General features: G+C 69.4%; 14 protein-coding genes. 1 reads left to right on the top strand and 13 read right to left on the bottom strand.

Going from position 1 to position 14136, the window contains the following annotated elements; genetic code table 11:
- Positions 1-23 precede the first annotated feature (23 nt).
- From GEV26_RS06975 to GEV26_RS06945, 7 genes are all read right to left on the bottom strand, one after another.
- A complete protein-coding gene (locus GEV26_RS06975; RefSeq protein WP_153652397.1) occupies positions 24-830 on the bottom strand; it encodes an ABC transporter permease in 807 nt (268 codons plus the stop codon).
- Positions 827-1801, bottom strand: coding sequence for an ATP-binding cassette domain-containing protein (locus GEV26_RS06970; RefSeq protein WP_153652396.1), 975 nt, complete (start codon positions 1799-1801; stop codon positions 827-829). Before GEV26_RS06970 ends, GEV26_RS06975 begins: the two co-directional genes overlap by 4 nt.
- A 91-nt stretch (positions 1802-1892) precedes the next feature.
- Positions 1893-2873, bottom strand: a complete 981-nt coding sequence (locus GEV26_RS06965; RefSeq protein ID WP_153652395.1) for a DUF6454 family protein — start codon at positions 2871-2873, stop codon at positions 1893-1895.
- A 62-nt stretch (positions 2874-2935) separates the two neighbouring features.
- The gene (locus GEV26_RS06960) at positions 2936-4159 is read right to left on the bottom strand and encodes a pyridoxal phosphate-dependent aminotransferase (protein WP_153652394.1); all 1224 of its coding nucleotides are present in this window, start codon (positions 4157-4159) and stop codon (positions 2936-2938) included.
- A gap of 119 nt (positions 4160-4278) precedes the next feature.
- Positions 4279-5241 (bottom strand): RluA family pseudouridine synthase, encoded by a 963-nt coding sequence (locus tag GEV26_RS06955; protein WP_153652393.1) that lies wholly within the window; start codon positions 5239-5241, stop codon positions 4279-4281.
- Positions 5238-5768, bottom strand: coding sequence for a signal peptidase II (gene lspA / locus GEV26_RS06950; protein ID WP_153652392.1), 531 nt, complete (start codon positions 5766-5768; stop codon positions 5238-5240). The genes GEV26_RS06955 and lspA overlap by 4 nt, the downstream gene beginning before the upstream one ends.
- A gap of 59 nt (positions 5769-5827) precedes the next feature.
- Positions 5828-6229 (bottom strand): TraR/DksA family transcriptional regulator, encoded by a 402-nt coding sequence (locus GEV26_RS06945; RefSeq protein WP_153652391.1) that lies wholly within the window; start codon positions 6227-6229, stop codon positions 5828-5830.
- Positions 6230-6311: 82 nt separating this feature from the next.
- Here GEV26_RS06945 and ileS point away from each other — a divergent pair, with 82 nt between their 5' ends.
- Entirely contained in the window at positions 6312-9449 is a 3138-nt protein-coding gene (ileS, locus tag GEV26_RS06940) for an isoleucine--tRNA ligase (RefSeq protein ID WP_153652390.1), read from the top strand.
- A gap of 214 nt (positions 9450-9663) precedes the next feature.
- On the opposite strand, the gene GEV26_RS18150 is transcribed toward ileS, so the two are convergent.
- The 6 genes from GEV26_RS18150 to ftsZ all read right to left on the bottom strand — a co-directional run bounded on the left by GEV26_RS18150 (position 9664) and on the right by ftsZ (position 14049).
- A complete protein-coding gene (locus GEV26_RS18150; RefSeq protein ID WP_153652389.1) occupies positions 9664-10464 on the bottom strand; it encodes a DivIVA domain-containing protein in 801 nt (266 codons plus the stop codon).
- Between the two features lie 126 nt (positions 10465-10590).
- The gene (locus GEV26_RS06930) at positions 10591-10881 is read right to left on the bottom strand and encodes a YggT family protein (protein WP_153652388.1); all 291 of its coding nucleotides are present in this window, start codon (positions 10879-10881) and stop codon (positions 10591-10593) included.
- A gap of 6 nt (positions 10882-10887) precedes the next feature.
- A complete protein-coding gene (locus GEV26_RS06925) occupies positions 10888-11415 on the bottom strand; it encodes a cell division protein SepF (protein ID WP_153652387.1) in 528 nt (175 codons plus the stop codon).
- A 42-nt stretch (positions 11416-11457) separates the two neighbouring features.
- Positions 11458-12150, bottom strand: coding sequence for a YggS family pyridoxal phosphate-dependent enzyme (locus GEV26_RS06920; RefSeq protein ID WP_153652386.1), 693 nt, complete (start codon positions 12148-12150; stop codon positions 11458-11460).
- Positions 12147-12869, bottom strand: a complete 723-nt coding sequence (locus GEV26_RS06915) for a purine nucleoside phosphorylase YfiH/LACC1 family protein (protein WP_153652385.1) — start codon at positions 12867-12869, stop codon at positions 12147-12149. The genes GEV26_RS06920 and GEV26_RS06915 overlap by 4 nt, the downstream gene beginning before the upstream one ends.
- Before the next feature lies 1 nt (position 12870).
- The gene (ftsZ, locus tag GEV26_RS06910; RefSeq protein ID WP_208430839.1) at positions 12871-14049 is read right to left on the bottom strand and encodes a cell division protein FtsZ; all 1179 of its coding nucleotides are present in this window, start codon (positions 14047-14049) and stop codon (positions 12871-12873) included.
- Between the last annotated feature and the right edge of the window lie 87 nt (positions 14050-14136).

Raw genomic sequence — 14136 nt, 5'->3', positions numbered from 1 at the left:
TTGGACACCCTTTCTCATCTCGCTCAGCGGCTGCTGGCCAAGCGGTACTGACGGACGGACAGCGGCACGAAGACGACGAGGATGATCAGGACCCAGATCAGCGTGTAGAGGATCGGGTTCTGGATCGACCACGCGTCGGAGTCCGGCGGGATCCCCCCGGTGTTGCCGAACAGCTCCCGCGTCGCCTGGGTGACCGCCGAGACCGGATTCCACTCCACGATCGTGCGCAACGCACTGGGGAACGAGTCGAGCGGCACGAAGGCGTTGGAGACGAAGGTCAGCGGCATGATGACGATGAAGGAGGCGTTGTTGATCACCTCGACGCTCGGCACCAGCAGGCCCACCCAGGCCATGACCCAGCTGATCGCGTAGGCGAACACGAGCAGCAGCAGGAACCCGGCCAGCGCGTCGAGCACGCCCTCGCGCATGCGCCAGCCGACCAGCAGCCCCGTCAACGCCATGATGATCAACGAGAGCACGTTGTAGACGATGTCGGACGTCGTCCGGCCCACCAGCACCGCCGATCGGGACATCGGCAGCGAGCGGAAGCGGTCGATGATCCCCTTCTGCATGTCCTCGGCCAGACCGGCGCCGGTGAACGTCGCGCCGAAGACGACCGTCTGGGCGAAGATGCCGCCGATCAGGAACTCGCGGTAGTTGACCCCGTCACCGGGGTCGATCGCGCCGCCGAAGACGTACGCGAACAGCAGCACGAACATGATCGGCGAGATCAGCACGAAGACCAGGATCTCCGGGACGCGGATGATCTTGATGAGATTGCGCTTGGCGACGACCCAGCCGTCCGTCGCGTGGCGGGTGAGCGTGGTCATCGGGCCACCTCCTCGTTGTCGTCGTCGGCGTCCTCGGCGGCACGCCCGGTCAGGCTCAGGAACACGTCATCGAGCGTGGGCCGTCGCAGCCCCACGTCGAGCACGTCGATCGCGGCCGACTCGAGCTGCCCGAGCACCGTGCGCAGCTGCGGGACGCCGCCCTTCACGGGTGCGGTCAGCTCCCGCTCGTTGTCGCCGAGCTGCACGTCGCCGACCGCAACCTCCGCGAGGATGCGCGCCGCTTCATCGCGCCGCGCCGGATCGGTCAGCACCACCTCGATGCGTTCACCGCCGGTCTGCGCCTTCAGCTCGTCGGCGGTGCCGCGGGCGATCGCGCGGCCGTGGTCGATGACGACGATGTCGTCGGCGAGCAGATCTGCCTCCTCGAGGTACTGCGTCGTCAGCAGCAACGTCGCCCCCGAGGACACGAGATCGCGGATCACACCCCACATCTGCTGGCGGCTGCGCACGTCCAGGCCCGTCGTGGGCTCGTCGAGGATGAGGACGGGCGGCTCGGCGACGAGGGCGCCCGCGAGGTCGAGTCGGCGCCGCATGCCTCCTGAGTACGTCTTGGAGGGCCGGTCCCCCGCGTCCGCGAGGTCGAAGCGCTCCAGCAGGGCGCGGGCACGCGCAGAGGCCTTCGCCTTGGGCATGCCGTAGAGCCGCCCGACCATCTGCAGGTTCTCGTAGCCCGTGAGGTGCTCGTCGACCGCGGCGTACTGGCCCGACAGCCCGATGCGTGCGCGGACGCCGTCGGGGTCCTTGGCCACGTCGATGCCGGCCACCTCGGCCGTACCGCCGTCGGCGTTCAGCAGCGTCGCCAGGATACGCACCGCCGTCGTCTTGCCGGCACCGTTGGGACCGAGCAGACCGAGCACCTTGCCCTCGGGCACCGTCAGGTCAAGCCCTGCCAGCGCGTCGACACCTTTGTACTTCTTCACCAGCCCGGTCGCCCGGATCATGTCAGCCATGCGTCGAGACCTCTCGTATTCCTAGTTGGAACATGTGAGGTAAATCATGCCGCATGCCACCGACAGAAGCGAAATGGCCTGGTGATGCGCCTCACTTCTTCTGGATGGTGGCCCGGTACGTGAGGATCTCGGTCCCGTTGCCTTCCTCGCCGTTGTCGGGGGCGACGCGCATCGTCAGCGATGCCCCGTCGGCCGTGACCTTGACGGGGTTGCGGGTCACCACGTGGCCGGCCGTCGACCACTGCTGCAGCGGCACCTCACGCAGGACGCGGTGCGAGCGCAGGTCGATCAGCGCCAGGCCACCGAGCTCGTACGTCGCCGCCGGTCCCCCGGCGCTCGGTGTCTGCGGCAGGTTCGCCACGCCGCCGCACAGCATCTTGCCCGCCGGCACGTACTGGCAGTCCTGGTAGTCCACGAAGAAGCTCGTGTTGGCCCACGTGCTGAGCTGGCGGCCTCGACGGTCCCACTCAGCGAACCGGCGCGACCCCCACGTGTTGCCCACGAGGTGGCCCGTCGACTTGTCGAGCACGATGCCGCCGAAGTGGTCGTCGACCTCGAACTGCTTGCGGACGCGCAGGCTCTCGGCGTCCACCCGGTAGACGATGCTGCGGCTGTTCGGCCGGTACTCCGCGACCGGCACCCACACGTCCTTGCCGTCGAACTCGATGCCGCCGGGGTGATACGCGTCGCCCTCGCCCAGGACGATGTCCTTCTCGAGACGGCCCTGGCGGTCCATCACGAACACGTGCCCGACGCCCTTGCCGGGCGAGCGGTCGTAGCCGTCGACGGGGGTCGGGTACGTCACCGTCGGCTCGAGGATCTCGACCGCCGAGAGGAAGATGCGGTCGCCCGCGAAGGCGATGCCCTCGGTGTGGAACGTCGGGAAGTCGAGGCGCATCTTGTCGACCAGCCGCCACTGCGTGCCGCGGTCGACGGCACCGAAGGTCTTCACCAGCGCCGAGTCGCGCGAGCGGTGGTCGGCTGGTCCATGGGTCCCTGCGCCCGCAACTGCTGCGGGGGCTGCGGCGACCAGGGTCAGTCCTGCAACGAGAGCGAGCTTGATGGGGTTCATCTGGCCACCGTAGGCACCCACGATGGATACCGCACCACCTCAGGGTGACGGCCGGCTGAAGATCAGACCTGCTGGTAGCTGCTGAGGAAGTTGCCGAGCCGCTGGATCGCGTCGGAGAGGTCGCGGGCCCACGGCAGGGTCACGATGCGCAGGTGGTCGGGCTCGGGCCAGTTGAACCCCGTGCCCTGGGTCAGCAGGATCTTCTCCTGCAGCAGCAGGTCGAGGACGAGCTGCTGATCGTCCTTGACCGGGTAGACCTCGGGATCGAGACGCGGGAACGCGTACAGGGCCCCCTTGGGGGTCACGACGCTCACGCCGGGGATCTTGCGCAGCTCGGCCACCGCGGTGTCGCGCTGCTCGAGCAGTCGCCCACCGGGGAGGATGAGCTCCTTGATCGACTGATATCCACCGAGGGCGACCTGGATCGCGTTCTGCGCCGGGACGTTGGGGCACAGCCGCATCGAGCACAGCAGCGTGATGCCCTCGAGATAGTCGCGCGCCCGCTCCAGCGGTCCGGTCGCGACGAGCCAGCCGGCCCGGTAGCCGCAGACCCGGTACGCCTTGGACAGGCCGTTGAACGTCAGGGTCAGCACGTCCGGGGCGACGCTGGCCATCGGGACGTGGACCGCGTCGTCGTACAGGATCTTGTCGTAGATCTCGTCGGCCATGAGCACGAGATCGTGCTTGCGCGCGAGGTCCGCGATGCCCGCGAGGGTCTCGCGCGAGTAGACCGCACCGGTCGGGTTGTTGGGGTTGATGACGACGATGACCTTGGTGCGGTCGGTGATCTTGGACTCGAGGTCGGCCAGATCGGGGTTCCAGTCGTTGTCCTCGTCGCAGCGGTAGTGCACCGGCACGCCGCCCGCGAGGTTGGTCACGGCTGTCCACAGCGGGTAGTCCGGGACGGGGATCAGCACCTCGTCGCCGTTGTCGAGCAGCGCCTGCAGGGCGATCTGGATCAGCTCGGAGACCCCGTTGCCGATCCACACGTCGTCGACGTCGATCGTCGGGAAGCCGTCCTGCAGCTGGTAGTTGTGCACGACCGCCCGGCGCGCGGACTGGATGCCGCGGGAGTCCGAGTAGCCGGCCGAGGCCGGGAGGGCCGCGATGACGTCCTGCAGGATCTCGGCGGGCGCGTCGAAGCCGAACGGCTGGGGGTTGCCGATGTTGAGCTTGAGGATGCGGTGGCCCTCGGCCTCCAGTGCCGCGGCTCGCGCGCTGACGGGTCCACGGATGTCGTAGAGGACATCCCTCAGCTTCTCGGACTGGCGGACGACAGAAGACATGGGCGCCATTGTTCCACCTGCCTCTCCCGCGTCTGCCGAGTGGCGCAAACCATCCTCTGAGTGGCGCATTCTGGCCCGACTCGCCGTCTCACTTTGTCCGGGTTGCGCCACTCGCGGGATCAGCGGGGCAGCGGGTTGTCGTCGATCGTGCGGACGACCTCGAGCGCGTGCACCAGGTCGTCGGGATAGTCCGAGCTGAACTCGACCCACTCACCCGTGCGGGGGTGGGTGAACGCGAGCCCCTTGGCGTGGAGCCACTGCCGGTCGAGCCCGACCCGCTTCGCGAGCGTCGGGTCGGCGCCGTACATCAGGTCACCCACGCACGGGTGGTGGATCGCGCTCATGTGGACGCGGATCTGGTGCGTGCGGCCTGTCTCGAGGCGGATCGTCAGCAGGCTGGCGAACCGGTGGGCCTCGAGCGTGTCGTAGTGGGTGATGCTGTCGCGGCCGCCGTCCTTGACCGTGAACTTGAAGTCGTGCTTGGGGTGACGCGCGATCGGCGCGTCGATCGTGCCGGTGTGCGGATCGGGGTGCCCCTGCACCAGCGCGTGGTACGTCTTCTCGACCGTCCGGTCGCGGAAGGCCTGCTTCAGCACGGTGTAGGCGTGCTCGGACTTGGCCACCGCCATGAGCCCGCTGGTGCCCACGTCGAGACGGTGCACGATGCCCCGGCGCTCGGGTGCTCCCGAGGTCGAGATGCGGATGCCGACCCCGGCGAGGTGGTCCAGCACGGTGGGGCCGGACCAGCCGACGCTCGGGTGGGCGGCCACGCCGATCGGCTTGTCCACGACCACGATGTCGTCGTCCTGGAAGACGATCTTCATGCCCTCGACCTCGGTCGCCACGACGACCGCGGTGCGGGGTGCGGGGATCGAGGCCTCGAGGATCGAGCCGGGCAGGACGCGGTCCGACTTCGCCGGGGCGACGCCGTCGAGGGTCACGTGCCCCTCGGCGACGAGCTCGCTGGCCCGCGTGCGGGACAGGCCGAGCAGACGCGCCATCGCGCTGTCGACCCGCTCGCCGGCGAGCCCTTCGGGGATCTGGATGACCCTGTGCTGCAGCTCGGCACCTTCGGTGCTCATGACTTCTCCTCGCGGGTGCCGTCCAGGCGGATGCCGCGCCATGCGCGCCAGACGATGATGATGGCGGCGAACGTCAGGGCGATGTCGGCGACATTGCCCACGAACACGCCGTAGTCGATGAAGTCGACCACGTGGCCGCGCAGCGGAGCGGGCTCACGGAAGATGCGGTCCACGAGATTGCCGAGCGCCCCGGCGAGCAGCAGGCCGAGGCCGACGGCCCAGCCCTTGTCGCGCAGGCGTGAGGCGGTGCGGATGACCCCGATGCAGACCGCGATCGCGATGAGGCTCAGCACGAGCGTGAAGCCCGCACCCGTGCTGAGGGCCGCGCCCGGATTGCGCAGGAACGTCAGCGACAGCAGGCCGGGGACCAGCTCGATCGACTCGCGGCCCTGCAGCTTCTCGACGGCGATGACCTTGGTCACCTGATCGATCACCAGCACCACGAGCGCGACGACGGTGAACAGTCGAACGTACGTCCTGCTTCCCGCGGCATCGCGGACGAAGGAGGGATCTCGGTGGGTACGCATCTCGCCGCCCATCATCCCATGGCGATGGTGAGTGCCCGCCCGCGGTCGCAGCCGCAGGGTCAGCGACGCTCCTCGCGCTGCTTGCACGTCATGCAGAGCGTGGCGCGGGGGAACGCCATCAGACGGTTCTTGCCGATCGGCTCACCGCACACCTCGCACTGACCGTAGGAGCCCTGCTCGAGCCGCTCGAGCGCCTTCTCGGTCTGCAGCAGCAGCTCGCGCTGGTTGGCGGCGAGGGACATCTCGGCGTCGCGCTCGAGGCCCTTGGAGCCCACGTCGGCCTGGTCGTTGCCCGCACCGTCGACGCCGTCACGCAGCAGGTCCTGCAGCTCGCGGGCGGAGTGGTCGAGCTCGCCCCGCAGCCGGGTGAGGTCCGCCTCGAGCTCGGCCCGGACCTCCTTGGTCTCCGCAGCGGTCCAGGGGGTCTCGTCAGCTCGTACGGCGAGCTTGGTGTTTGGCATGCGTGGAGAGTAGACCCCAGAATCGGTCGAGACAACTCGCACCGCCGCGGCCTCCGCGCTGCTCACCCGTAGGATTGAGCGTGTGACTTCGCACGCGTCCTACCGCCCCGTTCCCGCCCACGTCGATCTGCCCGTGCTCGAGCGCGAGATTCTGCAGCTGTGGGCCGACCAGGGCACCTTCGAGGCCAGCCTGCAGACCCCCGACGACGCCCCTCGCTGGACGTTCTACGAGGGCCCGCCCACCGCCAACGGGACGCCCGGCACCCACCACGTCGAGGCGCGCGTGTTCAAGGACGTCTTCCCGCGCTTCAAGACCATGCAGGGCTACCACGTCGACCGCAAGGCCGGCTGGGACTGCCATGGCCTCCCGGTCGAGATCGCGGTGGAGAAGGAGCTCGGCTTCAACGGCAAGCCCGACATCGAGGCGTACGGCATCGCGGAGTTCAACGCCAAGTGCCGCGAGGCCGTCGTGCGCAACGTCGACCTCTTCGAGGAGATGACCGACCGGATGGGCTACTGGGTCGACATGGCCCACCCCTACCGGACCATGGAGCCCTCCTACGTCGAGAGCGTCTGGTGGGCGCTGTCCTCGATCTTCAAGAAGGGGCTGCTGACCGAGGACTTCCGGGTCGCGCCCTACTGCCCGCGCTGCGGCACGACGCTGTCCGACCACGAGCTCGCGCAGGGCTACGAGACCATCACCGACCCGTCGGTCTACGTCCGCTTCCCCCTGACCTCCGGCCCGTACGCCGGCCAGGCCTCGCTGCTCGTGTGGACCACCACCCCGTGGACGCTCGTCTCCAACACCGCGGTCGCGGTCAACCCCGAGGTCACGTACGTCCTGGCGACCGACGGCACCGAGACGCTCGTCGTCGCCGAGCCGCTGGTCGGCAAGGCGCTCGGCGAGGGTTGGACGCTGACCGGCGAGACCGTCTCCGGACGTGACATGGAGCGCTGGACGTACCAGCGCCCGTTCGAGCTGATCGAGTTCCCGAGCGAGGCGCACTTCGTGGTCCTCGCCGACTACGTCACGATCGAGGACGGCACCGGCCTGGTGCACCAGTCCCCCGCGTTCGGCGCCGACGACATGGCGGTCTGCAAGGCGTACGACCTGCCCGTCGTCAACCCGATCCGCCCCGACGGCCACTTCGAGGACGACGTGCCGCTGGTCGGCGGCCAGTTCTTCAAGACCGCCGACCGGGCGCTGGCGGACGACCTGATCTCGCGCGGCCTGATGTTCAACGAGCTCGCGTACGAGCACTCCTACCCGCACTGCTGGCGTTGCCACACGCCGCTGATGTACTACGCGCTGCCCGCGTGGTACATCCGCACCACCGCGGTCAAGGACCGGCTGCTGGCCGAGAACCAGGACACCAACTGGTTCCCCGAGACGATCAAGAACGGCCGCTTCGGCGACTGGCTCAACAACAACATCGACTGGTCCCTCTCCCGCAGCCGCTACTGGGGCACGCCGCTGCCGATCTGGCGCAACGACGAGGACCCGACCAAGCTCGTGTGCATCGAGTCGCTGGCCGAGCTGTCCAAGCTGACCGGCCGCGATCTGTCGGGCCTGGACCCGCACCGGCCCTTCATCGACGACGTCACGTTCACCAAGGACGGCGAGTCCGGCACGTACCGCCGCGTCCCCGACGTGATCGACGCGTGGTTCGACTCCGGCTCGATGCCGTTCGCGCAGTGGGGCTACCCGCACGTGCCCGGCTCGGTCGAGAAGTTCGAGCAGGCCTACCCCGCGCAGTACATCTGCGAGGCGATCGACCAGACCCGCGGGTGGTTCTACTCGCTGATGGCGGTCGGCACGCTGGTCTTCGACCAGAGCTCGTACGAGAACGTCGTCTGCCTCGGCCACATCCTGGCCGAGGACGGCAAGAAGATGAGCAAGCACCTCGGCAACATCTTGCTGCCGATGCCGTTGATGGACGAGCACGGGGCCGACGCGCTGCGCTGGTTCATGGCCTGCTCGGGCTCGCCCTGGGCGCCGCGGCGCATCGGGCACACCGCTCTGTCCGAGATCGTCCGCAAGGTGCTGCTGACCTACTGGAACACCACCGCGTTCCACGTCCTGTACGCCGGCGCGAACGACTGGACGCCGTCGAGCCCCGCCCCCGCGTTCGCCGACCGGCCGGCGATGGACCGGTGGATCCTCGGCGAGGCCCACCGCCTCACGCAGCAGGTGACCGACGCGCTGGAGGAGTTCGACACCCAGCGTGCGGGCGCGCAGATCGCGGCGTACGTCGACCTGCTCTCCAACTGGTACGTCCGTCGTTCGCGCCGCCGCTTCTGGGCCGGTGACGCCTCGGCGCTCGCGACCCTGCACGAGGTGCTGCACCTGGTGACCCTCGTGATGGCCCCGCTCACCCCGTTCATCACCGAGCGGGTCTGGCAGGACATGTTCGCCGCGACCTCGGACGAGCTGCCGCGGTCGGTGCACCTCGCGTCGTGGCCCGAGGCGGACGCCTCGCTGGTCGACGACGACCTCGACCGGCAGATGCGCCTGGCGCGTCGTGTGGTCGAGCTCGGCCGTGCGGCCCGGGCCGAGGCCAAGGCCAAGACCCGTCAGCCGCTGCGGCGGGCGGTCGTGGGCTCCCAGGCGTACGCCCTGCTCAGCGAGGAGCTTCGCAGCGAGATCGCCGAGGAGCTCAACGTCCGCGCGCTGGAGTCGTTCGAGACGACCGGCGACCTGGTCGACCACTCGGCCAAGGGCAACTTCCGCAACCTCGGCAAGCGCTTCGGCAAGCAGACCCCCCAGGTCGCCGGCGCGATCGCCGCTGCGGACGCGGGTCGTCTGGCCGCCGATCTCTCCGCGACCGGCACCGCGACGGTCGAGGTCGGCGGCGAGCAGGTCTCGGTCGGTCCGGACGACGTCATCATCGCCGAGCACCCCCGCGAGGGCTGGTCGGTCGTCAACGACCAGGGCGAGACCGTCGCGCTGGACCTCGAGCTCGACGACGAGCTGCGTCGCGCCGGCTTCGCCCGTGAGGCCATCCGCGTCATCCAGGAGGCCCGCAAGTCCTCCGGGCTCGAGGTCTCCGACCGCATCACGCTGTCGTGGACCGCGGACGGACCGATGGGCGAGGCCATCCGCGCCCACTCGGACCTGATCGCCGACGAGGTCCTCGCGACCAGCATCACCGAGGGCGTCGACACGCCGTCGTTCACCGACGACGACCTCGGCCTGGCCTTCTCGCTCAGCAAGGCCTGACCGCCCCGCCCGCGCGCAGCGGGCAGGAGGACCGATCTTTCGACGTTCGTGCTGCTCAGGCGGCGCGAACGTCGACAGATCGGTCCGCCAGCGCACGGACGTGTCTGCGTTCGTGCTGCTCAGGCAGCGCGAACGTCGAAAGATCGGTCACCCGCCGGGACGCAGAACGGCCCGCCTCCGAGGAGGCGGGCCGTTCTGGTGCAGCAGGTGTGTCTCAGAAGCTCTCGTCGTCGCCGAGCAGCGAGCGGAGACGGCGCGGGGCCGCATCCGACGGTGCCTGGACGGGAGTCGAGCTGGTCGTGCTCTCGTTGGCCGCGAGCTGGTCGAGCTGGCTCTGGAAGTAGTTCTTGAGCCGGGCCCGGTACTCACGCTCGTACGCACGCAGGTGCTCGACCTCGCGCTGGATCTCGTAGCGCTCGCGCTCGATCGTCGCGACGGCCTGCGTACGACGCTCGTTGGTCTCCTCGTCGAGCTTCTGCGCGCGGATGCGGGCGTCGGTCTCGAGTCGGTCGGCCTTGCCGCGGGCCTCGTTGGTCAGACGCTCTGCCTTCACACGAGCCTCACCCACGATGCGGTCGGCCTCTTCCTTCGCCGCGTCCATGAGCTGGTCGGCGTTGGTGGAGGCGATCTCGAGCAGGCGCGCTGCCGCGGACGACGCATCGCCCATCGACGACTTGCGAGCCACCGGTGCGGGAGCCGGCTCCGGCTCGGGCTCGGGGGTGGGCTCGGGCTCAGGAGTCGGCGCCGTGTACTTGGCCGGCTCCTGCACCGCCGGGGTGGGCGGCGTCTGCTGGGCGGGGGTCGACGACGAAGAGACGGCCGGAATCAGCCCGGTCGGTTCACCTGTCGATGCGGCGGCTACCTTGGCGCGAAGTTCTTCGTTCTCGACCGTGAGACGCTCGAGCTCGGCCTCGACCTCATCGAGGAACTGGTCAACTTCGCCCATGTCATAGCCTTCGCGAAGACGGACGGGCGTGAAACGCTTGTTACGCACGTCCTCTGGCGTCAGTGGCATGAGTACACCTCGGGTTGCGGGGGTTAGTCCTGGGACTCTGAGCCTCCACCGTACTCCGTAGCGGATCACTTCTGCCACAGCCCTACCGACGCGTTCACGTGGCCGTGGACACGTCCGCATGAGGCACTAGAAGAAAACGGCGCGGACGATGGCCTGGAGGATGTAGATGGCGATGATGAGGATCATCGGGGAGAGATCGAGCACGACCTGACCGAGCCTCAGAGGCGGGATCACACCCCTCACCGCACGCAGCGGCGGGTCGGTCAGCGAGTACAGCCCTTCACAGATCACGAGCACGATTCCGCGGGGTCGCCAGTTGCGCGCGAGCAGCTGCACCCAGTCCAGCACGAAGCGCGCGATGAGCAGGACCAGCGCGATCCACAACACCAGGTTGAGGGCATATCCAACTGTTTCCACGCGCGCTCAGCTCTGGTTGAAGAAGCCGCCGGCGGCGATGCGCTGCTTGTCCTCGTCGGTCACCATGATGTTCTCCGGCGACAGCAGGAAGACCTTCGCGGTGACGCGGTTGATCGAGCCGTGCACGGCGAACACCAGTCCGGCGGCGAAGTCGACGAGCCGCTTGGCGTCGTCGTCGTCGATCTCCGAGAGGTTCATGATGACGGGCACGCCGGAGCGGTAGTGCTCGCCGACGGTGCGCGCGTCGTTGTACGTGCGCGGGGTCACCGTCTCGATGCGGGCCAGGTCCGAGGGGGTCGACGCACGGCGCTCGGGCCGCGGCTCGGTCCGGCGGCGCTCGTCGATGCTGGCCACCGGGGCCGGACGCACGACGGCGGGCTGACGGGTCGCGGGCTGGTGGGTCACCGACTGACGGGCGACCGGCTGACGCGAGCCCTGCTCGGGCGTGTCGAAGTCCTTGTCGAGCTCGTCGTCGAAGTCAGCCTGTTCGACGAGACCGAGGTACTCGCCGACCTTACGCATTGCGCCAGCCATGGTTGCTCCGTGTGTGCGTGATCGGAAATGACATTACTGAGATTACCCGGTGGAAGGCCGTGCGCCGAGTATCGAGCGCCCGATGCGCAGGTGTGTCGCACCTGCGCGGATGGCTGCCTCGAAGTCGCCGCTCATGCCTGCCGAGATGATGCCGGCATCGGGGTGGTCCTCGCGCAGCGATGCCGACAGCCGCGCGAGGTGGTCGAAGTGCGGCGCGGGGTCGTCACCGAGGGGCGCCACGGTCATCAGGCCGCCGAGCACGAGCCCGGGGGCGTTCGCGATCGCGCCGGCCAGGTCGGGGACGCCGTCAGGGACGACCCCGGCCCGGCCGGGATCCGTTGCGTCGAAGTCGACCTGCACCAGGCAGGTGAGGGTCCGACCCGCGGCCTCGGCCCCGCGCGACAGCGCAGCGACCAGCTTGGCCCGGTCGACGCTGTGCACGACGTCGGCGTAGCGCGCGACCGCGCCCGCCTTGTTGGTCTGCAGGCCGCCGAGGAAGTGCCAGCGGACCGGCGCCTCGACCGCCGCGGCCTTGTCACCGGCCTCGGGGTGGCGGTTCTCCCCCACGTCGGTGACGCCCAGCTGTGCGAGCAGCTCGACGTCGGCGGCGGGGTACGTCTTGGTGACGGCCACGAGCGTGATCTCGCTGCGGTCGCGTCCAGCGGCGGCGCAGGCTGCCGCGATCCGCTGCTCGGTCGCCGCGAGGTTGTCCCGCAGCTCGTCGAGCCGGGTCACGGGCGGATCACCGCCACGGCGCCGAAACGGCCCGAGTCCTGACCCTGCCGCCGGTAGGAGAACCACCGCTCGTGCTCGATCGTGCACTCATCGGCCCCGAGGTCGTTGCCTCGTACGCCGAGGGCGGTCAGCTGCGCCATGACGCCGGCGCCCACGTCGATCGCCGGGGTCCCCCACGACGTCGTGGACCGCGCCTCGGGCACGGTCGAGGCGACCGCGTCCACCATCTCCTGCGGCAGCTCGTAGCAGCGACCGCACGCGCGCGGGCCCAGCCAGGCCTCGATCGTCGATGCGCCCCGCGCTCGCATCGCCTCGACGGCCGCCGGGACGACGCCACGCACGAGACCCTCACGGCCACAGTGCACGACACCGGCCAGCGGCTGCGCGGGCGCGGCCAGGACGATCGGCACGCAGTCCGCCACGCGCACCAGGACGGCGGTCCCGGGCGTCCCGGTCAGCAGCGCGTCGGCCACCGGGATCGCGCCAGGCTCGAGCTCGTCGGTCCACGCGACCTCGGCGCCGTGCACCTGGGTCATCCGGACGATCTGCTCGACGTCCAGCTCACGGGCGAGCCGGTCGAGGTTGTCGGCGACCCGTTCGGGATCGTCGCCGTTGGACGTCCCGAGGTTGAGGGACGCCCACGGGCCCTCGCTCGACCCGCCGAGCCGGTCGGTGAACGCCAGCTCGACTCGGCCGAGTCGTCCTGCCTGCCAGATCAACTCAGCGCAGGAAGTCGGGCACGTCGAGGTCGTCGCCGTAGCCGGCCGGCGGCAGGTCCGCCGGGATCGTGGAGTTGCCTGCCCCGTCCTCGGGCGGCGCGTTCTTGCCGTCGAGGAACGGATCCGGCTTCAGGTACGTCTGCGCGGGCGGCGGGTCGGCCACGGCGGGCGCGGCCGCTCCGGCCTGCTGGGAGTCCCTGAGCAGCGCGGGCTTGGTCGCGTCGCGCAGCATCGGCTCCCCACCGTCGAAGCCCGCGGCGATGACCGTCACCCGCACCTCGTCGCCGAGGGCGTCGTCGATGACCGCACCGAAGATGATGTTGGCCTCGGGGTGCACCGCGTCCGCGACGAGCCCGGCTGCCTCGTTGATCTCGAACAGGCCGAGGTCGGAGCCACCGGCGATCGACAGCAGGACGCCGCGGGCGCCCTCGATGGAGGCCTCCAGCAGCGGGCTCGAGACCGCGCTCTCCGCGGCCACCGCCGCGCGCTGCTCGCCGCGGGCCGAGCCGATGCCCATGAGCGCCGAGCCGGCGTCGGACATGACCGACTTGACGTCGGCGAAGTCGAGGTTGATCAGGCCCGGGGTCGTGATCAGGTCGGTGATGCCCGATACGCCCTGGTGCAGGACCTGGTCGGCCTGGCGGAACGAGTCCAGCAGGCTGACGTTGGGATCGCTGATCGACAGCAGGCGATCGTTCGGGATCACGATGAGGGTGTCGACCTCGTCGCGCAGCGCCTGGATGCCGTGATCGGCCTGGTTGGACCGGTTGCGGCCCTCGAACTTGAACGGTCGGGTCACGACGCCGATCGTCAGCGCGCCCAGCGAGCGGGCGATGCGGGCGACCACGGGGGCGCCACCGGTGCCGGTGCCACCGCCCTCGCCCGCCGTGACGAAGACCATGTCGGCGCCCTTGATGGCCGCCTCGATCTCCTCGGCGTGGTCCTCGGCGGCACGCTTGCCGATCTCGGGGTTCGCGCCGGCGCCGAGGCCGCGGGTGGAGTCGCGACCGACGTCGAGCTTGACGTCCGCGTCGCTCATGAGGAGCGCCTGGGCGTCGGTGTTGATCGCGATGAACTCGACTCCCTTGAGCCCCACCTCGATCATGCGGTTGACGGCGTTGACGCCGCCTCCGCCGATGCCGACGACCTTGATCACGGCGAGGTAGTTCTGGACCGCCATCGTGTGTCCCTTCCGAGGATGTTGTGGAGCTCTGGTGCTGCAAGCTGGTGGAGATCTGGATGATCTGATCTGGGTGGTACGAGTGAT

Source organism: Aeromicrobium yanjiei (assembly GCF_009649075.1).
GTDB classification, from domain to species: Bacteria; Actinomycetota; Actinomycetes; order Propionibacteriales; family Nocardioidaceae; genus Aeromicrobium; species Aeromicrobium yanjiei.
Note: the sequence above shows the minus strand (reverse complement) of the source record. Positions and strands in the feature narration are given on the sequence as shown.

Excerpts from the sequence above, each read along its gene's own strand:
- GEV26_RS06955 (WP_153652393.1), bottom strand. The coding sequence starts at position 5,241 with ATGAGCACCGAAGGTGCCGAGCTGCAGCACAGGGTCATCCAGATCCCC.
- GEV26_RS06970 (WP_153652396.1), bottom strand. The coding sequence starts at position 1,801 with ATGGCTGACATGATCCGGGCGACCGGGCTGGTGAAGAAGTACAAAGGT.
- GEV26_RS06965 (WP_153652395.1), bottom strand. The coding sequence starts at position 2,873 with ATGAACCCCATCAAGCTCGCTCTCGTTGCAGGACTGACCCTGGTCGCC.
- GEV26_RS18150 (WP_153652389.1), bottom strand. The coding sequence starts at position 10,464 with ATGCCACTGACGCCAGAGGACGTGCGTAACAAGCGTTTCACGCCCGTC.
- ftsZ (WP_208430839.1), bottom strand. The coding sequence starts at position 14,049 with ATGGCGGTCCAGAACTACCTCGCCGTGATCAAGGTCGTCGGCATCGGC.
- GEV26_RS06945 (WP_153652391.1), bottom strand. The coding sequence starts at position 6,229 with ATGCCAAACACCAAGCTCGCCGTACGAGCTGACGAGACCCCCTGGACC.
- GEV26_RS06975 (WP_153652397.1), bottom strand. The coding sequence starts at position 830 with ATGACCACGCTCACCCGCCACGCGACGGACGGCTGGGTCGTCGCCAAG.
- GEV26_RS06960 (WP_153652394.1), bottom strand. The coding sequence starts at position 4,159 with ATGTCTTCTGTCGTCCGCCAGTCCGAGAAGCTGAGGGATGTCCTCTAC.
- lspA (WP_153652392.1), bottom strand. The coding sequence starts at position 5,768 with ATGCGTACCCACCGAGATCCCTCCTTCGTCCGCGATGCCGCGGGAAGC.
- GEV26_RS06925 (WP_153652387.1), bottom strand. The coding sequence starts at position 11,415 with ATGGCTGGCGCAATGCGTAAGGTCGGCGAGTACCTCGGTCTCGTCGAA.